Genomic DNA, 21,996 nt, shown 5'->3' on the forward strand with positions numbered 1-21,996 from the left:
CTAGCGCATGGGGCGGACAGGTAATCGATTGAGGCGTGCGAGACGCTCGAGGGTGTTAGCTTTAGGGAACATATGACGGATCGTTGCACGACGACCAATGCACGAAGTACACCGGACGAAGACACGAAGACTACGGAAGCACTCAAACATGTTTAGTTCACGCCCCGCTACTTTCACCCATAAGTACGCCCGCGCCACAGCTGCCTGCTTGGCAGCGGGCTCTTTGGTTTTCGCATCCAGCTGCTCCGCTTTTCAGCGCCCGGAAGGCGCCAGCGAAGAGGTTTCCTACGGGGGCAAGAAGGAAAACTCCGGCTCCAATAACAGTTTCTCCGACGTCTCCCCAGAGATCAGCGACGACAAGCTGCGGGAAATCTTCGCGGACGGCAAGTTCAGCGACTGCAAACTCGACCAAGCTTTCTTTGACAGCGCGTACGTGGATGGCGCGAAGATGCAGCCGCTGGACTCTGCTGACGTGTACGTCAATTCAGAAACCTGCTCCGGCTATATAAAGCCGCAAATCAGTGGCGATCAGCCCGATGAGCTCAAAGAAACTTCGATCTACACTGCACTGTCCGCCACCAAGAATGGCTCCAATCTCGACGATCTTCCCAATGGGGATGCTGAACGAAAGGAGCTATCCGACGATGGTCTTCAAGGATGGAAATCTGCCGAGGTAGTAAATGCGTGCATGCTTTCCGGCCCGGAGGGAACACCGTTGGAATATGCAGAGGTTATCTCCATGTCCGGCTGTGACCCGGTCAAGCCGCTGTTGCGCTCGCTGACTAACTTGGCAAACCGTTATCAGGAACTCGAGGGCAAGGAAGCGAACATTGGTGGCTCTAACGGCCCACTGGAAATCGGCGATCGCGTAGAGATCGACCTCGTTGATGGCGGCTACCTCGAGTCCCGCGACAAGGCCAAGCCTAAGGAAGAGTCGGTCACTGAAAAGGTGGGCGTCGGTAAGACAAAAATGAAGCTGATGAGCCTTGAGATTCCTACCGACAATCCGCAGGATTACGGCAAGGTTTGTGCCGAAGTGGAGTATGCCTACGAAGACGAGTCGCCACCGTTCCCTCCGACCGAGATAGGTCTACAGTCCCCTGACGGCGAATACCAGCTGATGAAGGTTGCTGGTAATACGGTGACTCCTTTGTCTGATGGCAAGGGCAGCCAGCGTTTCTGCTCGGAGGTTGGGTTGCGTTATAGCAACAGCGACTTCGTGATTATCGGATCGGACACACTCACGGCAACGGAAACGTCCCTTGAGGAAGAGGGAATGCCGCTGTGGCGCTTCCACGTGAAGCGCAACGACGAGGGAGAATTCGAGTTCAACTAGCCTTCCGGGTGGCGCGGGTTCTTGAGCCCCGAGCCGTCCGGCACGTGCGCCGGATCGCCGCCGAGCTCCACCTGCTTGTTGTTCTCGTCCACAAAGACGACACGCGAGGTGTAGCTCTTCAGGTCTTCCTCGCTGTACTGGGCGTAGCCGATGATGATCACCAGGTCGCCGGGGCTAATCAGGCGCGCGGCAGCGCCGTTGATGCCGATCACGCCGGTACCCCGGTCACCGGTGATGGCGTAGGTCGTCAGGCGGTTGCCGTTATCGATATCGACGATATCGATCTGCTCGCCCTCGAGGATGTCGGCAGCTTCCATCAGATCAGCGTCGATGGTGCACGAGCCGACGTAGTGCAGGTCGGCCTGGGTGACCGTCGCACGGTGGATCTTTGATTTCAGCATGGTTCGCAACACGGGTGAACACCTTACTCGGGGCTAACCGAATATGCTATTTAGCTGTTCTTTTGCGCCCGTTCACCGCGCACCGATATGGTGCGCGTCTCTTCGGCGTTCCGGTGTGCAACTTTTAAGCGTTCCGGTGCGCGCCGTCGCTCGGCAGTGCCACCACGAACTCGGGCTCGTTGAAGCCCTTCTCCGCGAAAGCCTCAGCCACCGCTGTGGCCGTCGCCTCCACCTGATCCTCACGCAGCAGCGCAATCGCGGAGCCGCCGAACCCACCACCGGTCATGCGCGCACCTAGCGCGCCCTGAGCCATCGCAACATCCACCGCGGTATCCAGCTCCGGGACGGTGACCTCGTAGTCGTCGCGCAGGGAGGCGTGGCTGCCCTGCATCGAGCGCCCGAAAGCCTCCATGTCACCGGCGCTGACCTGCTTAATCGCCTCGGCCGTGCGGGCGATCTCGCTTACCACGTGGCGCACGCGGGCGGCCACCTCCACCGGATCCACGTCGTTAGCCTTGGCCCAGCCCACGGAGGCATCCTCGGCTTCCTCGGCGAAGCGCAGGCTGCTCACCCCAAGGTCGGCGGTCACTCCGTCGATCACGGCTCGCCGTGCCGCGTATTGCCCGTCGTTTAGCTTGTGCGGGGCGTTCGTATTCATAATGAGAATCGCCAGCCCCCGCGCCGCGATGTCGAAGGGCACCTGGGTGGCGCTGTCTTCGGCGAAGTCGATGGCCAGCGCGTGGCCGGCCTGGCCAAACAGCGAAATACGCTGGTCGAGGCCGCCCGTTGAGGCGCCGACGACCTCGTTCTCTGCTCTTATGGACGCCCCCATGAGCCCGTTGCGGACCGCATCATCAAGGGTCGCGCCGCCGTATAGGTCGAAGGCCGCCAGAGCCGCCGAGCATTCCAGAGCCGCGGAGCTGGACAACCCCGCGCCGACGGGAACGTCGGATTCGATGGCGAGGTTCAGGCCACCGGCGGGCATCAGCCCTGCCTCGGTGGCCGCCCAAATCGCGCCGACGGCGTAGCCCGCCCAGTTGGCGGGGTTGCCGGGACCAACCTCGGCGACGGGGATCTCGAAGTGGACGATCTCCGCGGGGTCGCCGAAGCGGGAGGCCACGCGGTACACACCGTCGTCGTTCTTGGCAGCAGCCACGTAGGTGCGCTGGGACAGTGCGAAGGGCAGGCTAATGCCATCGGCATAGTCGACGTGCTCGCCGATGAGGTTCACGCGCCCCGGCGCGGACCACACGCCTGCGGGTTCATAGCCGTAGACCTGCTGGAATAGGGAGCGCGCATCGGCAGCACCCTGCTCCTCGGAGCGGGTCTGCAGCCAGCGCGGAGCACCAGCGTTCTGTGCTGCGTTGGTTTGGCTAGTTGGCATTGTCGGCGACCTCCCGGAAACGTTCGGCGATCCTCTCCGGAGTGGTGTCGGAGATCCAGGCCTCCTGGCCCGACTCGCTACCGGCCAGGAACTTCATGCGCCCCGGAGAACGCATCATCGAATACAGCTGCAAGTACAAGCGACCGTCCTCGCGCCCCTCCCCCACCGGCGCCTGGTTCCAGGCCGCAATATAGGGGGTGCGTTCCACACCTTCGAAAAAGCGGTCCATTCGGCCCAGCAGATCCAGGTAGAAGCGGGTCAGCTCATCCTTCTCTTCGTCGGATAGCGCCGCGAAGTCCGGCACCGCTCGGTTGGCCATGAGGATGACCTCCACCGGCCACTTGGCTGCAGCCGGCACATAGGCCGTGAAGTGCTCGCCGGCCAAGAGTATGCGGGTGCCGGATTCTTTTTCGGCGGACAAAGTGGCGTCAAAAAGATCCTTACCAGTGCTTTCCCTAAACGCCCGAGCGCGCGCGGCTACCTCAGCGGCACGCGGCGGGAGGAAGGGATAGGAGTAAATCTGGCCGTGCGGGTGCTGCAAGGTCACGCCGATCTCCTTGCCGCGGTTTTCGAAGGGGAACACATAGCGGATGCCTTCGATGGCGGAAAGTTCAGCGGTGCGGTGGGCCCAGGCCTCGACGACGGTGCGGGCGCGCTCGTAGGGCAGATCCCTAAACGAAGAGCTCACGTCCGGAGTGAAGCAGACGACCTCGCAGCGGCCGATGGCAGGCCTGCGGGGGAACAGTTCCTGGCCGTCGACGTGGGCGGCGAAATCCTCCGGCACCTCCATGTGGACCGACAAGGACGGGAAGCGGTTTTCGAAGACCACGACGTCGTAATCGTCGGCGGGTACCTCGGTGGGCAGCTCGCCAGGCCTGGTGGGAGCCAGCGGATTTTCGTTGGCCGGAGGCATAAACGTGCGGTTCATGCGGTGCGCGGCGTAGACATACCACTGGCCGGTCAGAGGGTCCTGCCGCATCTCGGATTCCGTGGTGGCCTGCGGCAGGTCGCGGGGATCGTGCAGCTCGCGCTGCTTCTCGCCACGGACATAAGCCGGCTCGTCGTCGAAGTACAGCAGCTCGCGGCCGTCGGCCAGCGTGGTTCGGGTTACTTTGACATCGTGCTGCACGGCGTAAATCACTTCCTTAAGTAGGGCGCCCAAGGACGCGTGAAGTAAAGCGCCCGCCTCCTTTAAGGGAAAGGGGCGGGCTCTAGCATGTAGTTCTCGAGCGTGTGTTACTCAGCTTGAACGTCTTGTGCGGCAGATTCGTCGATCTTGATGGGATCCAGTTTGGTCCACAGCAAGAAGACCGCCGCCACGGCGATCATGGCAAGCCCGCACACCAGGTTATACGTTTCATTCTTCGGCTCGCCGGTGGTCACATCCATACCCGGATCAAGCAGGAAGTAGCTGATCAAGAGCACTAGTCCGTACAGGCCCATGAGGGAACCGATGACGTTGCGGATGTCGAAAGCGCCGGCCATGTGGGAACGCTTGGAGGTCTTAGAGACCTTTGCTTCGGTGTTGTTAGCCATTGTGTCCGTTCACTCCTTTCTGGAATCTTAACTGCGCTTAGGCGAACACGATGTTGAGGACAGTCACCAGAACCAGGCACAGAATGCCCAGCGGGACGGTGCGGCGGTACCACGGCAGGGTGGCCTCTGCGGCGTCCGTGAGGTTCTCCTTCGGGGTGACGGACTTGACGAAGCCCACCAGCTCCTCGTCCGGCTTTGGCTTAGTGACCAAGGAAACCAGGACGGAGACCACAATGTCCGTAACGAAGGCCAGGGAGGCTGCGACGAAGGCCGTGCCCTGTCCCGGCAGGTTGAAGAAGCCAATGTCGGTGCTGCCGAAGGTCGCTACAACCCAGTAGGCAATCGCGACACCCGTACCGGAAACCAGGCCGACCCAACCTGCGGTGGGCGTCATACGCTTCCAGAACATACCCAAGATGAAGGTGGCGAACAGCGGCGCGTTGAAGAAGCCGAACAGCGTCTGCAGGTAGTCCATGACATTGCCGAAGTTGGAGGCCAACAGGGCGGTGAACACGGCAATGACGGTGGCGCCGACGGTGGCCACGCGGCCGACCTTCAGGTAGTACTCGTCGTCTCGATCCTTAACGATGTAGGACTGCCAGATGTCGAAGGAGAACACGGTGTTGAACGCCGAGATGTTCGCCGCCATACCGGCCATGAACGCAGCCAGCAGACCCGCAATTGCCACGCCCAACAGGCCGTTCGGCAGCAGATCGCGCATCAGGTACAGGATCGCATCATTCGGTTCCGCCGAACCATCCATGATCGGGGTGACCGTCGCACCGGCGACCATGCCGGGGATGACCACCAGGAAGGGGATGAACATCTTCGGGAATGCACCGATGATCGGGGTCTTACGCGCGGCGGACAGCGAGTCGGCTGCCATGGAGCGCTGCACCTCCACGAAGTTGGTGGTCCAGTAGCCGAAGGACAGCACGAAGCCCAGGCCGAAGACCAGGCCAATCGCCGAGACGATCGGGTTTTCGAAGCCCGAGATCTCGGTGCCCGGCCACGTGTGGAAGTGCGAGGAATCCGCAACCTTTTCCTGCAGGCCAGACCAACCGCCGACCTGGTGCAGGCCGATCATGGTCAGCGGCAGCAGGGCAGCAATAATCACGAAGAACTGCAGCACCTCGTTGTAGATGGCGGCGGACAGGCCACCCAAGGTGATGTAGGACAGCACGATCGCTGCGGCGACAACCAGGGTGACCCACAGCGGCCAGCCCAGCAGGGAGTTAACGACCTTGGCCAGCAGCAGCAGGTTCACGCCGGCGATCAGCAGCTGGGCGACGGCGAAGGAAATGCCGTTGACCAGGTGCGCACCGTTGCCGAAGCGGCGCTGCATGAACTCCGGCACGGAACGCACCTTGGAGCCGTAGTAGAAGGGCATCATCACGATGCCGAGGAAGACCATAGCCGGGATCGCGCCGATCCAGAAGTAGTGCATGGTCTCGAATCCGTACTGCACGCCGTTGGCCGAGTGGCCCACGATTTCTACGGCGCCCAGGTTGGCGGAGATGAAGGCCAGGCCCGTCACCCACGCGGGTAGGGAGCGGCCGGAGAGGAAGAAGTCAATTGAGCTGGACACCTTGGACTTAGCTGCCCAACCGATACCTAGGACGAAAGCGAAGTATAGCGCGACCAGCGCGTAGTCTACCCAGCTCGCGTCCAAACGTAGTCCTTCAGCTGTCATAGCTGCGAACCTCCAGGAACGTCGCGTCCCCGTCCCAGGCACCAATCGTCGTTATTCTCAACTACCAGCGACGAGAACTATTGGATATTTTATACATTTCCGATTCTAACGCCGATAGGGGTGCTAAAGGAAATCTTTTTCACGCGGCGCAAAAGAAATCCCACATTCGAACCTGCGCTCCTCCCCCGCCTGCAGGCGAATGAGGTCTTTACCGGAGCGTAGAGCGTCCGGCGGGCACGTCATCGGCTCGACGGCTAGGGCTCGGCCCACACCGGGGTAGCCCTCACGGCGAGCCGGGTCGGCGGTGAACACCTGGAACCACTCAAAGCCCTCTCCCACCCATAGGTGCACGCCCTCGCCGTCCGGGTTGAGCAGGCGTGCGTCGGCATAACCGTCGGCAGCGTCAGAAGCCTTAATTGCCGAGCCAAGGCAGCCGAACGACCTATGGCCCTCCGGCATCGGGCCGAAGCAGTGGTCCAGCCACACCCCGGCCATCCGTTGGCCGGTTTCCAGATCCGGGAGCACCCAGCAAGCCGGAATCTCCGGGCCGGCGGGCAGGTTACGCACCGAGTCCAGCGGCAGGTTTGCATCGACGGAAAGGTGTAGCACACAATCGTCAAGCGGAGCTCCCAGGGCGCTCAGATATGGGTGCCATCCCAGTCCGAAGGGGCAGGAAGCATCTCCCGAGTTGCGGACGGCGAAGGCGGCGCGCAGCCCCTCATTCGCGTCGAGGGACCACGTCACCCGCATGTACAGCGGCCACGGCCACCCCGGGCGCAGGCCAGTGGACAGCTCCAGAGCCACGAAGTCCTCACCCCGGTCGGCGACGTGCCAGGCCATCTGGCCCACGAATCCGTGGATCGCCGTAGCACGAGCCGGCTCCGTAATGTCCAACCGGTGCAGCACGCCGTCGTGGGCGAAGACCCCGTCGGCGGTGCGGTTCGGCCACGGTGCCAGGATGATGCCGGAGGACAATGGCGGGTAGGCACCCTCTGGGTAGGAAACCACCAGGGGTTTGCCGGAGTATTCCAGACTGCGCAGTCCACCGCCGAAGGTGGAGATGCTGGCGCGATACTCCCCCGCGGAGATCTCCACGAAGGGGTGGGAATGGCGCTTCAAGGTGTCTAGTTCGTCGCTCATTGTTCTACTCACCTGAGTTTTCGGGGGCTGCACCGCCCTCACCGCCGTTGGCACCGTTGGCGCCTTCGCCGCCGTCGTCCAGGCCCTTGAAGCCGGTGCCCAGCGGCACGCCCACGTTGTCGATCAGGCGCGTGGTCCCCACGCGCGCCGCCACCAGCAGACGCGCCTCGCCGTCTTCCGGGCAGTCGGAAAGATCCGTACCGCGCAGCTCAAGATAATCGACGTCCACGCCGGAGGCGGCGTCCAGAATAGATCCGGCGGTCTGCAGAACCGCCGCAGGGCCCTGCTCGGCGACGAAGGCGCCGGCGGTCAGGGCAGCGGACAGGGTGAGGGCGAGCTCGCGCTCCTCCTCGGACAGGTAAACGTTGCGGGAGGACTTCGCCAGGCCGTCGGCCTCGCGCACGATCGGCACACCGTGGACCTGCACCTCCATATTCAAGTCCGTAACCATCTGCTGGATCAGCAACAGCTGCTGGTAATCCTTTTCGCCGAAGAAGGCATGGTCGCAATGAGTGATGGTGAAAAGCTTGTTCACGACCGTCAGTACGCCCGCGAAGTGGGTCGGGCGGTGGGCGCCTTCCAGGATACGGCCGGCCTCGCCCGGGTGGATCGTCGTGCGCGGACCGTTGGGGTACATCTCGCGGGGGCTGGGAGCAAATACCGCGTCCACGCCCGCAGCCTTCAGCTTTGCCACGTCCTCATCCAGAGTGCGCGGGTAGGCATCCAGATCCTCGCCTTCCGCGAACTGCAGAGGGTTCACGAAGATACTGACCACGACCAGCGCGCCCGGGATCTGCTGCGCAGCCTGCACCAGCGACAGGTGACCTTCGTGCAGCGCGCCCATCGTGGGCACCAGCACCACGGGACGACCCGCTTTACGCATCGCGCGGGTCAGCTGCCCGATCGCCTTGATTTCGGTGAAAACCTCTGCCTGGCCAGGTGTGAACGTCATGGTTCTTACTCTAGATCTAGCAGCCTTTCGACCTCAATAGCCCCTGCCTTTAGCGCGGTGCGGCGGGCCATCGCCGTGTAGGCGGCCTCGCTGGACTGGCCGTGGCCAGTTGCTTCTTCGGCCGAGTCTCCTAGCTCCCGCAGCGCGGCCAGGTGGCGCATCACTGCGGGCGCATCGTCCCGAGCTACGGGTCCGGTGAGCCCATCCATACGCTTGTCCAGCGCATTATCCACCGCGGCGTGGGCGATGCGGCGCAACAGCAGGGCACTGTCGGGGCTTTCCCCCGGCGCGTCGACCACGCGGTCCAGGATCTCCTGCGCATCCGTCAGCAAAGTCACCAGGTGGTTCGCCGCATGCGCCATGGCTGCGTGATAGGCCGCCCGGTGGTGTTCCGGGATGGCCACGGGCACTCCGCCCAGGCTGGCCACCAGCGTCTGTGCCACCACATCACCGACCTCGGAATCGCTGGTCACACCCCATGCGCATCCATCCAGCCGTTCGCTGTCGGCCGGCGTTCCTGTGAAGGTCATCGCCGGGTGCAGCGCCAGTGGTAGCGCACCGGTATCGGTAATCGGCTGCAGAATATCGCAGCCGAACGCACCGGACACGTGCGCGACGATCTGCCCGTCGCGCGTGTGCTGCGCCACCTTCTCGATCACATCGGGCAGCTTCGGATCCGGCACCGCCAGCACCACCAGCGCGGCCTGTGCGGTGCTGCTCAGGCTGGTCTGTGGGATGTTCGGGATTCTTCTTGACGCCAACTTTTCCGAACGTGCCGAATGCACGTACACGCCATGTACGTGATGGCCGGCGCGTCCGAAGGCCTCTGCAAGGGCCACCCCCACTGCCCCGGCAGAGATAATGCCGACGGACAGGCGCGGTTGTTGGATATCCATTCCCATCATGCGTAGGTGCCTCTGGGTAGTCGCGTTAAAAGAGTTATCTAGGAGGAGAGTTACTTCTGGAAACGCTTCATCAGCTCGGCGACGGTGAGGCCGTCTTCCTTTTCATCGGCGCGACGGCGACCGTGGGGCGCCTCCGGCTCCCCGGCCTGCGGATCCTGGCCCGCCGCTTGGGAAGCCGGGTTGGCGGTGTGGGTGCGGCCGGAGCGCACAGCCTCGGCGCTGGGCATCTGCGCGCGGCGCTTCTGGGCGGGGGCAGGCTGGGGGCTCTGAGCTTCTGCGCCCTTGGTTTCAGCGTGCTTAGTTCCAGAGTGTTTAGCCTCGTTCATGGCCGTGGTATCCACAACCAGCGGCAGCTGGGAGGTTTCCTCGGAATCCTGGCCACCCCACTTCACCGCGGCGAAAGTGCCGGTGTTGAACTTCGGCTTGCTGCGGTGCTGCCCCTGGCGCGACTGCGCCTGCTGAGCCTGTTGAGCCTGCTGCGCGCGAGCGTTCTGCCCGGCGCGCGCTGCCTCCTGAGTGCGCACACCCTGCTGGCTACCGTGGCCACTGCCCTGCCCCAACTCGTGCACGCGCTCGGCGGTTGCGCGCACGGCGCGCTGCTCGCCTTCGTCGAAGCTCTGGCCGGTCAGCGCCGCCAGCTGCTGGCGCATGTGCGCCAACTCCGCACGTAGCTCGTCCAGGTGCTTATCACGCTGATCCTGCGCCTGCTTCGCCTCGGCAGCGTACTTCGCCTTTGCATCTGCCTCGCGCTTGTCCAGCTGTGCGCGCTCGTGCTCCAGTTGGGACTGGTAGTAGCTCTCCTGGTTCTCCGCCTGCTCGCGTGCGAGCTTCAGCGCACCCGAGTAACGCAGAACCAGCACTACGCCGAAGAACGCCGCCCACAGTGCAGCGATCAGCGCGACCTTCAGCCAGCCATCGGAATCCATGAAAAGCATCAGCACGCTAGCCGAAAGGGCCAGCACCACCAGGCCAAACATCAGGAAGCGGGAGAAACCGGAGGGTTCGTTCGCAGCAACCGGCGAGCCGTTAAAGTCCGCCCCCTGGCCTTCGTATCGATCCTCATAACCCTGGGCATCCATGTCCTGATGCCCATCGAAAGGCTGCGACTGCGGCTGGTGAGACTGCTGTGGCTTAGGAGACTGCTGGAAGCTCATGATCAACACACTACCCAACGTCAAGGCCATTAGCTGTGAATGGCGCATCCGGCGGTGGCGCTTCGCAACTGCGCTCCAGCCAGATTCCCGCCACCACGGCGGCCAAAGACCCTAAAACGCCAGAGATCACGCCCGGCAGATCAGCCTCTGCGGCCATAAGGCGCCCCGCGTTCGGCACGATGTACAACCCCGCCCCGGCGAACAGCCCGAGAAACACCGCACCAGCCCACGCAGTGGCCTGCCCCAACGCCAGCCACTGGGTTACCGTCGTCGGTTGAATCTGCGAGCGATCCATCCCTACCCCGTTGTCGCCAATCCGCTTGCGAATCACCCATCCGGCTACCGCGCACACGATGGCGAACAGCCACAGCAGGACGGAACCGGTGGTCTTGATCGGGGGCATGCTGCCGTAGAAACTCAGCACACTCACCCACCCGATGAGGGCGCACACAACCGCTACCGCAGCGATCGCCGAAATCTTCGTGCGCTTCAGCGGGCCCATTGGTTGCCTTCCTATCCTTCGTCCCTATCCTTCGCCAGCCGGGACGATGGCTTTCCGCTCCGCCGGATCGACCTCGTCCAGCCATTCCATGATGCCTCGCCCGCCCAAGGTACACCAGGGTTCGCGAGCCAACTGCAGGTCGCTCAGGGGCACCAACACAAATGCCCGCTCGTGGGCGTAGGGATGCGGAATGACCAGCTCAAACCCCCACTTGCCCTGGGATTGGAGGGGCTGGGACTGGGCGTCAAAACCAAAAAGAATATCGACATCGACCGTCCGCGGGCCCCACCGGACCTCGCGCACCCGACCAGCCACGGCCTCGGCAAATTGGCAGTGGTGCAGCAGCGCCAGTGGGTCCAGCGACGTGCGCACAGCCACGACGGAATTGCGGAACTCCTGCTGCTCGACCCCACCCCACGGCGGGGTCGCGAAGATCCGCGACTTCTCCACGATCTCGATGGCCGGGTGCATGGCCAGCAGCTCGTAGGCGCGCTCGATCTGCGCGGTGGGGCTGCCGACGTCGCCCGGCATGTTCGATCCAATCCCGAGGAATACGGTGATCATCGCTTGGACCTCCTAGCCACCACGCGCACGTCGGCGAACGGGTGGGCGATCGGCGCTTCCGGCTTGTGCACTGTCACCTCGACGGCGTAGACCCCGCCGAGCTCTGCGATCTCGTCGGCGATGCGGGAGGCCAGCGTTTCGATCAGGTCGTGGCTCTGTGGCTGGCTCTGCAGGCTCTGCGCACCCTGTGTGCCCTGTGCACCCTTGCCTTCGACGGCGTTGACCGCAATGTCGGCCAACTGCACGTAGTTAATCGTGTCTTCCAGCGCATCGGAATCGGCGGCGGCCCGGAAATCCGTCCACACCACCATGTCTACGATGAACTTCTGGCCTGCGTCTTTCTCCTGCGAAAACACGCCGTGGTGGCCGAATGCCTCCACGCCGATGAGCTCGATGCGGTCAGCCACGTCGTGCCCTCCAATGCTCGTCGATGTCGGGGCCTCGTCCGGTGGCCATTGCGTATGCCACGTCGACGGCAACCCGTGTCGGAGCTACCTTATGCACCCGCACCGCCCAGGCGCCAACTGCCGCTGCCAGCGCGGAGGTAGCGGCCGTCGCATCGTCCGCCGATTCCGGGGTTCCGGGCTGGCCGTCGCTGGCCGGACGCAGCGCAGTCAGAAAGCGTTTGCGCGACGTGCCGATCAGCACCGGATACCCCATCTGCACCAGCCGTTCGGTCGCACCAAGTAGCTGCCAGTTTTCCTGCGGGGTCTTCGCAAAACCGATGCCGGGGTCTAGGTAGATCTGTTTCTTCTGGACGCCTACCGCCTCCGCCGCCTCGATCCGCTGCTCTAGCCAGCGTATGACGTGGCCGACGATATCCTCGCCGTGGTCGTGATAGCCCTCGGCACCGGCGAAATCGGCTGCGTTTCCCTTGTTCCAGTGCATGAGGATGATCGGCAGACCGGATTCCGCGGCCAACGGCAGCATCCCTGGATCCGCCAGGCCGCCGGAGACGTCGTTGATATAAGTGACGCCCGCTTTCCAGGCCGCCCGTGCCGTTGATGCCCGCATTGTGTCGATGCTGGTGGAGATTCCCCGCCGGGAAAGCTCCTCGATGACGGGGGTAACGCGGGCGGCTTCCACGGCCGGATCCACGCGGGTCGCACCCGGGCGGGTGGATTCCCCGCCAACGTCGATGATGTCCGCACCGTCGGCGATCATGGCCTCCGCGTGGGCCAGTGCGGCTTCGGTGCTGGGGTAGGCTCCGCCGTCAGAGAAGGAATCCTCGGTGACGTTGAGGATGCCCATGACCAGCGTCCGCTGCGGCCCGGTGAGCTGTGAGTCCGTCACGGCCGGATCAGCGCCATCGCTTCTGCGCGAGAGGCCGAGTTCTTCTGGAAGCCACCGCGTACCGCTGAGGTCACCGTGTTGGCGCCGGGCTTGCGAATGCCCCGCATGGCCATGCACAGGTGCTCGGCTTCCAACACGACAATCACGGCAGAGGGATCCAGCTTCTCCACCAGCGCGTCGGCGACCTGGGAGGTCAGGCGCTCCTGAACCTGTGGGCGCTTCGCCAGCCCGTCGATCAGGCGCGCCAGCTTGGACAGGCCGGTTACCTTGCCGGACTCGCCTGGGATGTAGCCGATGTGCGCCTTGCCGAAGAAGGGCACCAGGTGGTGCTCGCACATGGAGTAGAAGGTGATGTCGCGGACGAGCACCAGCTCCCGGTGATCCTCGCTAAACGTCTTGTTCAGCACTTCTGTGGGATCCTCGTACAGCCCGGAGCAGGTCTCGCGGTAAGCACGCGCTACTCGAGCCGGAGTTTCCTTCAGACCCTCGCGGTCGGGATCCTCCCCGATGGCGAGAAGCAGTTCACGAATGGCCGCCTCTGCCCGCTTCTGGTCGAAGGAACCGGGGTCGAGCGGCTGTTGCGGGTTGTTCACTAAAAGTCTTCCTGCCTGTGCTGGCCGCCCGACTCGTTGTCGGAACGACCGCCCTTATCTTGCTGCCAGTCCTGCTCCCAGGGGAAGGACTGCTTCGGCATCTCGCCACGCTCGTAGCGGACCGGTGCCTGCTCCTGCGGCGCCTGCTGCTCCTGCTGATCCCGCCGCTCCTGCTGCCCCTGTGGCTCCGGCCCCTGCTGCTTGGTCTGCTGGTTATCCGGCTTCTCATGATCGGGCAGCTGGAAGCCACGCTCCTCCCCCGGAGGCACCGGGCGACCCGGCTGTGCCTGCGGATCCGGCTGGCTGTGTCGACCGGTCTGCGGGAACTGCTGCTGTCCCTGCTGCAGGCGCTCGGCCTGGCGCTGCTCGTTCTGTGCCTTGCGCTTTTCCATGCGCGCACAGCGGGCGGCGGAAAAGAAGTTGGTCCTCTCCGGCGGCTCCTCGCCGCGCTCGCGGGCCAGCTCCACGGGAGTCTTCACGGGCTCGCGGTGATCACATGGGCGATCCAGATCCTGCATCGGGAAGATATCCGATACCTCGCGGGTCTCGATGCCCTCGAAGATGGCCTCCAGATCCGGGCGCCGCAGAGTCTCCTTCTCCAGCAGCTTCGAGGCCAGGGTGTCCAGGTAATCGCGGTTCTCACGCAATACCTCGTACGCCACCTGCTGGGCCTTGTTCATCAGCATGCGCACCTGATCGTCGATCTGGTTCGCAACGTTCTGGGAAGGCTGGTTTCCGCCCTGGCCACCTCGGCCGACGAACGGGTCGCCTTCGTCTTGGCCGTACTTCACGGCGCCCACGACGGGGCTCATGCCGTACTCCACCACCATCGCGCGCGCGATGTTCGTGGCCATCTCGATGTCAGCCGAAGCACCCGTGGTCGGATTGCCGAACACTAGCTCCTCGGCGGCACGGCCACCCATGGCGAACACCAGTCGGGCGAACAGCTCGGAGCGGTTGTACATGCCCTTGTCGTCCTCGGGCGCGGTCATGGCGTGGCCGCCGGTGCGGCCGCGCGCCAGGATCGTCACCTTGTACACACGGTCGATGTCCTTCATCGCCCAGGCAGCCAGCGTGTGGCCACCCTCGTGGTAGGCGGTGACCTTCTTCTCGTGCTCCGAGATGATCTTCGAGCTGCGGCGCGGACCACCCACTACGCGGTCGGTGGCCTCTTCCAGCGCGTCGGCGGTAATCACGTTGCCTTCCACGCGGGCAGTCAGCAGTGCGGCCTCGTTCAGTACGTTCTCCAGGTCCGCACCGGACATGCCCGCGGTGCGCTTGGCCAGTGACTTCAGGTCCACATCCTTGGCCAGTGGCTTGTTCTTGGCGTGTACGTTCAGGATCTGCTCGCGGCCTGCCAGATCCGGGTTAGTCACCGGGATCTGACGGTCGAAACGACCCGGGCGCAGCAGCGCCGGATCCAGAATGTCCGGGCGGTTGGTGGCGGCCATGAGGATCACACCGTCACGGTCACCGAAACCGTCCATCTCCACCAACAACTGGTTCAGGGTCTGCTCGCGCTCGTCGTGGCCGCCGCCCATGCCGGCGCCACGCTGGCGGCCGACCGCGTCAATCTCGTCCACGAAGATGATGCACGGCGAGTTCTCCTTCGCCTGCTTGAACAGGTCGCGCACACGGGAGGCACCCACGCCGACGAACATCTCCACGAAGTCGGAACCGGAGATCGTGAAGAACGGCACTCCGGCCTCGCCCGCCACGGCGCGAGCCAGCAGAGTCTTACCGGTACCGGGCGGACCGTACAGCAGCACGCCACGCGGAATTTTCGCACCCAGGGCCTCGTAGCGGGTGGGGTCGGTCAGGAAGTCGCGGATCTCATCCAGCTCCTCCACTGCCTCATCCGCACCGGCGACATCGTCGAAGGTGGTATCCGGATTGTCCTTGTTCAGCTGCTTGGCGGTGGACTTGCCAAAGCCGAAGGCGCCCATGCCACTGCCACCCTGCATGCGGGACAACATGAACATCAGCAGGCCGAAGATCAGCAGCATCGGCAGCAGCATCACCAGCAGGCTGCCCAGGAAGCTATCCTCGGTGACCTTTGTGTTGAACTTCTCCGCCTCGGACTTCTTTACCGCGTCGAAGATCTCGGGTGCCGCCCGGCCGGGGTACTTCGCGATGACCTGCTCGATGTCCTTCTTGCCATCGACCTCGATCGAGCGCTTCAGCTTCAGCTGCACTTGTTGCTCACGATCGTTGATCTGAGCTTCCTTGACGTTCTTGTCATCCAGCTGCTTCATGGCTACCGAGGTCTCGACCTCGTCGTAGCCGCGGGCGTCATCAGTTAAAACACCGAACGCATAGATCGCGATGAGGATCACGGCGACAATACCCGCGATCCTCAGTACCTTCTTCTTGTCCATATTTCCTAGAGTGTTGTTGGTCTCAAATGCCGAGCGGTTCGTGCCTATGGGCTCGTACCTATGGGCAGAGGCTTGTGGGCTGGGTTTTTACTGGTAGACGCTCGGGTGCAGGGTGCCGACGTAGGGCAGGTCGCGGTAGCGCTCCGCAAAGTCCAAACCATAGCCGACGACGAACTCGTTGGGAATATCGAAACCAACGTCGGCCAGGTCGATCTGCACCTTCTGTGCGTCGGGCTTGCGCAGCAGCGTGACGACGGACAGCGACTTCGGGTTGCGGTTGCGCAAGTTCTTCAGCAGCCAGGACAGGGTCAGGCCAGAGTCGATGATGTCCTCGACAATCACAACGTTGCGCCCCTCGATGTCGCGGTCCAGGTCCTTCAGGATGCGCACCACACCGGAAGAGCTGGTGGAGTTGCCGTAGGAGCTCACTGCCATGAACTCGAGTTGCGTAGGAATGTCCAGCGCTCGCGCGAAGTCGGTGATGAAGAACACCGCGCCCTTCAGCACGCAGATCAGGATGAGGTCGTCTTCTTCGTCACGGAAACGATCGGCGGTCGCCTGCGCTAGCTCCTTAATACGGGCGTGCAGGGTTTCCTCGTCGATGAGGACACTTTCCAAGTCGTCGCCGTAGGGGTTTTCCGGGACATTGAAGTTCTTTTCGCTGTGCATCATCGACCTCGTCTCGTCGTGTTGTTTCGCTGTGGTTTCCGTCGGTTTTCTCCGCCGTTTATGCCTGCCTGGCATTCTAGCGCGCAGCTACTACCTGGGGACAGTCGCTAGCTGCAGATACCCGTCGCGGCGCTGCACCACTAGTCGATGCGTGCGCCGCAGGTCGGTGTTCGCCTGGGCGGTTACCTCGCCAATTGTAGGCGAGCCCTGCGGCCAGGGTACCGCCGCACCTCCCTGTCCTTTCCATGCCACGACCAGCGCGTCTATGGCGTGCAGGTGCGCGCTGGTGAGCGGTCCGGTGCGTTCGGCCAGCCATTGCTTAACGATTCTGCGCCGTAGTGCCGCTGGTTGTTGTTGTAGTTCGGCGCATTTTAATGACGCCCCCTGCTCCGCCACCCGCAGCCCCCGTGCCGCGAGTTCGTCCAGTAGCTCGGCATCTTCCCGCAGCATCCGCGCGGTGCGCGCCATGTTAGAGCCGATATGTTCCCCGAGTTGATCCTGCAGATATGGCAGCACCTGGGTGCGAATGCGGCTGCGCAGGTAAGCATCGCTGGAATTGTGCGGGTCCTCCCACCAGGAAAGCCCCGCGTTGAGGCATTCCGCTTCCGTCTCCGCCCGCGCGCAGCGCAGTAGTGGCCGACCGAGCCAGGCCGCCCCCGCAGCCACGGCGACGTGGTCGGTGTGTACACCGCGCATCCCGGCGATGGCCTCCGCCCCAGATCCGCGGGTCAGCCCAATAAGCAGCCCTTCGGCATCGTCGTCCGCAGTATGGGCGACCAACAGGGGGCGCCCGGCGGCAGCATTGCCCAGGGCGCGGTAGCGAGCTTCACGCGCCGGGCCTTCGCCCGCCCCTGCGACCTCAACCGTACGAACTTCCGCTGTGGCGCCCAACGAGCGTGCGGTGGCCGCAGCTTCCGCCGCCACCTGCACCGAGCCCGCCTGCAGCTGGTGGTCAACCACCACCGCGTGCACGGGTACTCCGCAGCGCAGCAGCCCATGGACGAGCGCCAATGAGTCCGCGCCGCCAGACAGTCCCACTACTGCCCCGGCGCGAACCTGCTCCGCCCGTGCTGCGCCGGTTCGTGCTGCGCCAGCTTCGCTGTTATCCAGTGCCTGCAGCCAGGCTCGGATCTGCGACTGCACACTCATTGGCTACTACTTTGCGGAGCGCACCGCATCGGCCAGCCGATCCAGCGCCGGGCGGGCGGCGTCCGGCGAAGAGTCGTTGGACAGGAAGGCGAAAGTGAGGGAACGCCCGGAGGAGGTCATGACGGTGCCCGCCAGAGTATTAACCCCGGACAGGGTGCCCGTCTTGGCGCGCACCCAGCCTGCGGATTGTTCCGCCCCCGAACCAGCACCGTAGCGCTCCGCCAGGGTTCCCTCCACACTGGAGACCGGCAGCATGTCCAGCAAAGGCCGCAGCTGCTCATTGGCCAGGAGGGCATCCAGTTCGTGGGCGGTCAGGCGGTTCTTGTCGCTCATACCCGAGTTGTCGAAAAGCACCGCGTCCTCGGTATCGATGCCGTGTTCCTTCAGCACGTCCAGAGTCGCCTTCGTGGCGCCCTCAAAAGTCTGTGGTGCGCCTTTCGCCTTAGCAATCTCCCGGCCAACGGCCTCGGCCAGCATGTTGTCGCTGTGCACCAGCATGTCGCGCAGGCGAACCTTCAGCGGTGCAGACTCGACCTGTGCAATAGGGCTTTGGTTGCTGAGATCTGGCGTCATTTCCGAAGAAACACCGACCTCCGCATCAGCGCCGAGCGCATCGGCTAGGGCACGCCCCACATCCTCGCCCGGGGTGTGGGAGCGGGCAGAATAGGACTCCCCAGAGTTGAGCCGGCCGGCGTCCAACATCACAGCATCGAGGTTCGCGACGTTACCGCCATCGATATCCGCGCGATCCCACGACTTGTTGAAAAGGTCTTCGGAACGAATGGAGTTGTCCACGACAATCTTGTTGACGGACTGACCCCCCAGCTCCTTCTTTACGTCCTCGGCCAGCGTGGCGATCGAGGCAGCGTCGTTAAAAAAGCCATTGCCGTCGCGGGAAAGAGTGACATCGCCATCGCTGCGCAGATACAGCGTGCCGGGGTCGGAAGGATCCTGCAGGACCTCGGTCTTCCACGTAGCGTCACCGTCTAGCGCCAGCAGCGCGGCAGCAGCAGTAACCAGCTTGGTGGCAGAAGCCGGGGTAAGCTTCCGGTTCTCATCCTTGGCCCACAGCACCTCGCCAGTCTTCGCGTCGGTGACAGAGGCAGACAGCATGCCGAGCGCCGGATCCGCAGCGGCGCGGCGCACCGCGGCCTCAACATCGGGCACGTCCCCCTCAGGCGCGTGCATCACCGCGGCGGGCTGCGCGAGCTGGTCAGCGGCCTGCACCTCGTAGCGGCCATTCATCGCCCACACCAAGGCAGCCCCCACCACGGCGGCGACCACGACCACGAAGGCCAGGATGCTCCACAGCCACACTTTCAGGGACTTCTGCTTACTCACTTGCTTCACCCTAGCCGAAAAACGGCGCTCGGTTAGAATGGTGCGCATGAGTAAAAACATCGAAGTAACCATTGAAATCCCGAAGGGCTCCCGCAACAAGTACGAGGTAGACCACGAGTCCGGCAAGGTCTACCTGGACCGCTACCTGTTCACCCCGATGGCTTACCCGGCCGACTACGGCTTCATCGACCACACCCTGGGCGAGGACGGCGACCCGTTGGACGCCCTGGTGATTCTGCCGGAGCCAGTATTCCCCGGCGTGATCGTCAAGGCTCGCCCGGTTGGCGTGTTCAAGATGACCGACGAGGCCGGCGGCGACGACAAGCTGCTGTGCGTACTGGATGACGTTCGCTTCGAGCAGTTCCAGGACATCGAGGACATCGACCAGTTCACCAAGAACGAGATCGAGCACTTCTTCGTCCACTACAAGGACCTGGAGCCGGGCAAGGAAGTTAACGGCTCCGGTTGGGGCAACAAGGCAGAGGCCGAGCGCATCCTGCAGGAAGCCATCGACCGCTACCAGGGCTAGTTAAAGGGCTCTTCAAAGGGCTCTTTGCCGTCGGGCGGCGATCTGGTGCACGATCTCAATAAGCGCCGCCCCGCCCGCGCCCACCGCCAACCCCACGATCATTAGGTGGCGGTTCCCTGGGTACAACATCAACAGTTCGCGTAGCGGCGGCACCAGGAAAATCACCACATAGCCGCCCACGCAGCAGGCCAGCAGAAGTACCTTCCACCAGTTCAGCGGCCGCGCCACAATGCCCAGCACCCACAGGCCCATAATGATCAGCGCCAGCAGCACGGCCGTGCCTGCCTGGCGCCTTTGCATCTCCGGCACATCGGCCCCGGGGTAGATGATGATCCACATCGCCACGCAGATTCCACCTATGAGCACGCCGGAAGGCAGCGCCAGGGACAGCACCCGCTTGACGAATCCTTCGCGTGGTCGCTCCGTATTGGGAGCCAGCGACAGCACAAACGCCGGAATACCGATGGTGAACCAGCCAGTGATCGTCACGTGAATCGGCTGGAATGGGAATGAGATACCCAGCACCGCAACCACCAGCGCCAACACCACCGAGTACACCGTCTTCGTCAGGAACAGGTGTGCCACGCGCTCGATGTTTCCGATTACCCGGCGCCCCTCGGCCACCACTCGCGGCAGGGCGGAGAATTTGTTCGTCAGCAACACCAGCTGCGCCACGCTGCGCGTCGCCGGCGCACCCGACCCCATGGCCACGCCGATGTCGGCTTTCTTCAGAGCTAGCACGTCGTTCACCCCGTCGCCGGTCATAGCTACCGTGCGGTGTTGTCGGTGCAGGGATTCCACCATCTGTTGTTTTTGCTCCGGACTTACCCGACCGAAGACGTTTGCGCGCTGGATCTCGGCGTCGAAAGCGTCATCGTCCAGATCCTTAAGAGTGCGGGCATCTACCGCCACGAGCTCCCGGTCGGTCGCTTTGCGTGCGACGGCCGCCACGGAATCCGGGTTGTCGCCGGAGATCACTTTGAGGTCGACATGCTGCTTGTCAAAGAATTCGAGCGTCTCGCGGGCATCGGAGCGCAGCTGCTGGCGCAACACCACGAGCACCGTCTCGGCCAGCTGAGGGGCGGAGTCCATACTGAGGCTGTCGGTGTCCGCCCAGCGTTCACCACTGTCGCCGGCGACCTTGCCGAACACGAGAATGCGCAGACCTTCGTCCCCCAACTTCTTGGCTGTATCTGCGGCGGGGTCTGCCTCGCGCAAGAGCACATCGGGCGCGCCCATGATCCACGCTGTGGCGTCCGACCTAGCGAACCCGGAGTATTTATACCTCGAGTTAAACGGGATTTCTTGGCCCTGCCACTTCTCGGGTTCGACGCCCCGCGCTCGCAGCCCGGTCACGATCGAGCGAGCGGTGTCATTGAGGTCGTCCTGAGCCTCCAACATAGAGGCGAGGTGGCGAGCCCAGAGTTCCTCCGCGTCGCTGCCATCGGACCCGACAATGGAGTCCAGCTCCATCTCGTTGGTAGTGAGGGTGCCGGTCTTGTCCGTGCAGACCGTGTTGACGCGGGCCAGCCCCTCGATCGCGACGAGCTCGTTGACCAGGGCTTTGTACTTGCCGAGGCGGATCACACCGGCGGCGAAAGCGATGGAGGTCATGAGCACCAGTCCCTCCGGCACCATCGGAACGATAGCGGCGGCCATGGAAAGGATGGATTCGCGCAGGCCAGTGTCGGAGCGAACCAGTTGAGTCCAAATCGTGAGGATGCCGGTGGGGATCAACAGCCAGGTAATGACCTTGAGAATGCTGTTGATGCCATTCATGAGCACTGAATCGGTAAGCGAAAACTCGCTGGCCTGGGAGGCAAGCCGAGCGGCATAGGCCGCCTCGCCGACCTTGTCGGCACGGAAGATCGCGGTGCCCTCGTTGACGATGGAGCCCGACAGGATCTCATCACCTTCGCCCTTGCTGATGGCATCGGCCTCGCCGGTGAGCTGCGATTCATCGACGCGTACCGAACCCGATAGGACGGTGCCGTCCACCACGATCTCGTCGCCGGAGCGGAGCTTGATGATGTCTCCGAGAACCACCTCGTGCTGCGGGATGGCCTTTTCCTCACCGTCGCGGATGACGGTGGGTTCCGATTCGCCGACGATCCTCAGCCGGTCGAGCGTTTTCTTGGCGCGCAGCTCCTGGATCACGCCCACCGCGGAGTTGGCGATGATAAGCAAGCCGAAGGCGGCGTTGATGATCGAGCCGGTGGACAGGACGATCGCGCACAGCACGCCGAGGATGGCATTGACGCGGGTGAAGATGTTGGCGCGCAAGATCTGCGCTACACTCCGACCGGTCCCCTTGCCGTGCGTGTTGACCTGGCCGAGTTTCTTGCGTTCCGCCACCTCGGCGGCCGTAAGGCCCCGCGTGGGGTCGGCATGCACCAATTCAACCTCCTTCATGGGCGACCGGCTGCTACAGCCGGATGTTTATCTATTTAACTCCACGCTATTCAACTCCCCGTCTG

Annotated in this window: 21 protein-coding genes; 2 read left to right on the forward strand and 19 right to left on the reverse strand. The window is 63.4% G+C overall.

Features of this window, described 5'->3' with window-relative positions:
* Window positions 1-148: 148 nt before the first annotated feature.
* On the forward strand, window positions 149-1,336 hold the full coding sequence (locus CRD15_RS02465; protein ID WP_187401813.1) for a hypothetical protein: 1,188 nt from the start codon (window positions 149-151) through the stop codon (window positions 1,334-1,336).
* Here the strand turns inward: CRD15_RS02465 and panD are convergent.
* The 18 genes from panD to dacB form a co-directional block, all read right to left on the reverse strand.
* A complete protein-coding gene (panD, locus tag CRD15_RS02470; RefSeq protein ID WP_187401814.1) occupies window positions 1,333-1,749 on the reverse strand; it encodes an aspartate 1-decarboxylase in 417 nt (138 codons plus the stop codon). The genes CRD15_RS02465 and panD overlap by 4 nt on opposite strands.
* 112 nt (window positions 1,750-1,861) lie before the next feature.
* The gene (gene galK / locus CRD15_RS02475; protein ID WP_187401815.1) at window positions 1,862-3,121 is read right to left on the reverse strand and encodes a galactokinase; all 1,260 of its coding nucleotides are present in this window, start codon (window positions 3,119-3,121) and stop codon (window positions 1,862-1,864) included.
* Entirely contained in the window at window positions 3,111-4,262 is a 1,152-nt protein-coding gene (gene galT, locus CRD15_RS02480) for a galactose-1-phosphate uridylyltransferase (protein WP_187401816.1), read from the reverse strand. The genes galK and galT overlap by 11 nt, the downstream gene beginning before the upstream one ends.
* Before the next feature lie 95 nt (window positions 4,263-4,357).
* Window positions 4,358-4,657: a hypothetical protein gene (locus tag CRD15_RS02485; protein ID WP_034969127.1), complete on the reverse strand. Its 300-nt coding sequence runs from the start codon at window positions 4,655-4,657 to the stop codon at window positions 4,358-4,360.
* Window positions 4,658-4,694: 37 nt separating this feature from the next.
* A complete protein-coding gene (locus CRD15_RS02490) occupies window positions 4,695-6,350 on the reverse strand; it encodes a sodium:solute symporter family protein (RefSeq protein WP_043012606.1) in 1,656 nt (551 codons plus the stop codon).
* A gap of 123 nt (window positions 6,351-6,473) precedes the next feature.
* Window positions 6,474-7,490, reverse strand: coding sequence for an aldose 1-epimerase family protein (locus CRD15_RS02495; protein ID WP_187401817.1), 1,017 nt, complete (start codon window positions 7,488-7,490; stop codon window positions 6,474-6,476).
* A 4-nt stretch (window positions 7,491-7,494) separates the two neighbouring features.
* On the reverse strand, window positions 7,495-8,442 hold the full coding sequence (gene panC / locus CRD15_RS02500; protein WP_187401818.1) for a pantoate--beta-alanine ligase: 948 nt from the start codon (window positions 8,440-8,442) through the stop codon (window positions 7,495-7,497).
* A gap of 5 nt (window positions 8,443-8,447) precedes the next feature.
* Entirely contained in the window at window positions 8,448-9,347 is a 900-nt protein-coding gene (locus CRD15_RS02505) for a Rossmann-like and DUF2520 domain-containing protein (RefSeq protein ID WP_370546766.1), read from the reverse strand.
* A 50-nt stretch (window positions 9,348-9,397) separates the two neighbouring features.
* Window positions 9,398-10,501: a DUF6779 domain-containing protein gene (locus CRD15_RS02510; protein ID WP_187401819.1), complete on the reverse strand. Its 1,104-nt coding sequence runs from the start codon at window positions 10,499-10,501 to the stop codon at window positions 9,398-9,400.
* A gap of 10 nt (window positions 10,502-10,511) precedes the next feature.
* On the reverse strand, window positions 10,512-11,003 hold the full coding sequence (locus CRD15_RS02515) for a DUF3180 domain-containing protein (RefSeq protein WP_034992465.1): 492 nt from the start codon (window positions 11,001-11,003) through the stop codon (window positions 10,512-10,514).
* 24 nt (window positions 11,004-11,027) lie between these two features.
* Window positions 11,028-11,567, reverse strand: coding sequence for a 2-amino-4-hydroxy-6-hydroxymethyldihydropteridine diphosphokinase (gene folK, locus CRD15_RS02520; RefSeq protein WP_034969137.1), 540 nt, complete (start codon window positions 11,565-11,567; stop codon window positions 11,028-11,030).
* Window positions 11,564-11,974 (reverse strand): dihydroneopterin aldolase, encoded by a 411-nt coding sequence (locus tag CRD15_RS02525; RefSeq protein WP_187401820.1) that lies wholly within the window; start codon window positions 11,972-11,974, stop codon window positions 11,564-11,566. Before CRD15_RS02525 ends, folK begins: the two co-directional genes overlap by 4 nt.
* Window positions 11,967-12,818, reverse strand: a complete 852-nt coding sequence (folP, locus tag CRD15_RS02530; RefSeq protein WP_187401905.1) for a dihydropteroate synthase — start codon at window positions 12,816-12,818, stop codon at window positions 11,967-11,969. Before folP ends, CRD15_RS02525 begins: the two co-directional genes overlap by 8 nt.
* A gap of 38 nt (window positions 12,819-12,856) precedes the next feature.
* A complete protein-coding gene (folE, locus tag CRD15_RS02535) occupies window positions 12,857-13,453 on the reverse strand; it encodes a GTP cyclohydrolase I FolE (protein ID WP_034992471.1) in 597 nt (198 codons plus the stop codon).
* On the reverse strand, window positions 13,453-15,831 hold the full coding sequence (gene ftsH, locus CRD15_RS02540) for an ATP-dependent zinc metalloprotease FtsH (protein WP_187401821.1): 2,379 nt from the start codon (window positions 15,829-15,831) through the stop codon (window positions 13,453-13,455). Before ftsH ends, folE begins: the two co-directional genes overlap by 1 nt.
* 87 nt (window positions 15,832-15,918) lie before the next feature.
* Window positions 15,919-16,500: a hypoxanthine phosphoribosyltransferase gene (gene hpt, locus CRD15_RS02545; RefSeq protein WP_034969460.1), complete on the reverse strand. Its 582-nt coding sequence runs from the start codon at window positions 16,498-16,500 to the stop codon at window positions 15,919-15,921.
* Between the two features lie 90 nt (window positions 16,501-16,590).
* Complete coding sequence (tilS, locus tag CRD15_RS02550) at window positions 16,591-17,649, reverse strand: tRNA lysidine(34) synthetase TilS (protein ID WP_187401822.1); 1,059 nt, start codon at window positions 17,647-17,649, stop codon at window positions 16,591-16,593.
* 6 nt (window positions 17,650-17,655) lie between these two features.
* Window positions 17,656-18,990, reverse strand: a complete 1,335-nt coding sequence (gene dacB / locus CRD15_RS02555; protein ID WP_187401823.1) for a D-alanyl-D-alanine carboxypeptidase/D-alanyl-D-alanine-endopeptidase — start codon at window positions 18,988-18,990, stop codon at window positions 17,656-17,658.
* A 46-nt stretch (window positions 18,991-19,036) separates the two neighbouring features.
* On the opposite strand from dacB, the gene CRD15_RS02560 reads away from it, so the two are divergent.
* The gene (locus CRD15_RS02560) at window positions 19,037-19,519 is read left to right on the forward strand and encodes an inorganic diphosphatase (RefSeq protein ID WP_034969150.1); all 483 of its coding nucleotides are present in this window, start codon (window positions 19,037-19,039) and stop codon (window positions 19,517-19,519) included.
* A gap of 12 nt (window positions 19,520-19,531) precedes the next feature.
* Here CRD15_RS02560 and CRD15_RS02565 read toward each other — a convergent pair whose 3' ends face one another.
* Window positions 19,532-21,931: an HAD-IC family P-type ATPase gene (locus tag CRD15_RS02565; protein WP_187401824.1), complete on the reverse strand. Its 2,400-nt coding sequence runs from the start codon at window positions 21,929-21,931 to the stop codon at window positions 19,532-19,534.
* Window positions 21,932-21,996 lie beyond the last annotated feature (65 nt).

It is taken from the genome of Corynebacterium sp. LK28 (assembly GCF_014335105.1).
GTDB classification, from domain to species: domain Bacteria; phylum Actinomycetota; class Actinomycetes; order Mycobacteriales; family Mycobacteriaceae; genus Corynebacterium; species Corynebacterium macclintockiae.

Excerpts from the sequence above, each read along its gene's own strand:
- CRD15_RS02505 (WP_370546766.1), bottom strand. The coding sequence starts at position 9,347 with ATGATGGGAATGGATATCCAACAACCGCGCCTGTCCGTCGGCATTATC.
- ftsH (WP_187401821.1), bottom strand. The coding sequence starts at position 15,831 with ATGGACAAGAAGAAGGTACTGAGGATCGCGGGTATTGTCGCCGTGATC.
- tilS (WP_187401822.1), bottom strand. The coding sequence starts at position 17,649 with ATGAGTGTGCAGTCGCAGATCCGAGCCTGGCTGCAGGCACTGGATAAC.
- CRD15_RS02485 (WP_034969127.1), bottom strand. The coding sequence starts at position 4,657 with ATGGCTAACAACACCGAAGCAAAGGTCTCTAAGACCTCCAAGCGTTCC.
- CRD15_RS02510 (WP_187401819.1), bottom strand. The coding sequence starts at position 10,501 with ATGAGCTTCCAGCAGTCTCCTAAGCCACAGCAGTCTCACCAGCCGCAG.
- CRD15_RS02465 (WP_187401813.1), top strand. The coding sequence starts at position 149 with ATGTTTAGTTCACGCCCCGCTACTTTCACCCATAAGTACGCCCGCGCC.
- galK (WP_187401815.1), bottom strand. The coding sequence starts at position 3,121 with ATGCCAACTAGCCAAACCAACGCAGCACAGAACGCTGGTGCTCCGCGC.
- panC (WP_187401818.1), bottom strand. The coding sequence starts at position 8,442 with ATGACGTTCACACCTGGCCAGGCAGAGGTTTTCACCGAAATCAAGGCG.
- CRD15_RS02560 (WP_034969150.1), top strand. The coding sequence starts at position 19,037 with ATGAGTAAAAACATCGAAGTAACCATTGAAATCCCGAAGGGCTCCCGC.
- CRD15_RS02565 (WP_187401824.1), bottom strand. The coding sequence starts at position 21,931 with ATGAAGGAGGTTGAATTGGTGCATGCCGACCCCACGCGGGGCCTTACG.
- folP (WP_187401905.1), bottom strand. The coding sequence starts at position 12,818 with ATGGGCATCCTCAACGTCACCGAGGATTCCTTCTCTGACGGCGGAGCC.
- CRD15_RS02495 (WP_187401817.1), bottom strand. The coding sequence starts at position 7,490 with ATGAGCGACGAACTAGACACCTTGAAGCGCCATTCCCACCCCTTCGTG.
- CRD15_RS02490 (WP_043012606.1), bottom strand. The coding sequence starts at position 6,350 with ATGACAGCTGAAGGACTACGTTTGGACGCGAGCTGGGTAGACTACGCG.
- hpt (WP_034969460.1), bottom strand. The coding sequence starts at position 16,500 with ATGCACAGCGAAAAGAACTTCAATGTCCCGGAAAACCCCTACGGCGAC.
- CRD15_RS02515 (WP_034992465.1), bottom strand. The coding sequence starts at position 11,003 with ATGGGCCCGCTGAAGCGCACGAAGATTTCGGCGATCGCTGCGGTAGCG.
- folK (WP_034969137.1), bottom strand. The coding sequence starts at position 11,567 with ATGATCACCGTATTCCTCGGGATTGGATCGAACATGCCGGGCGACGTC.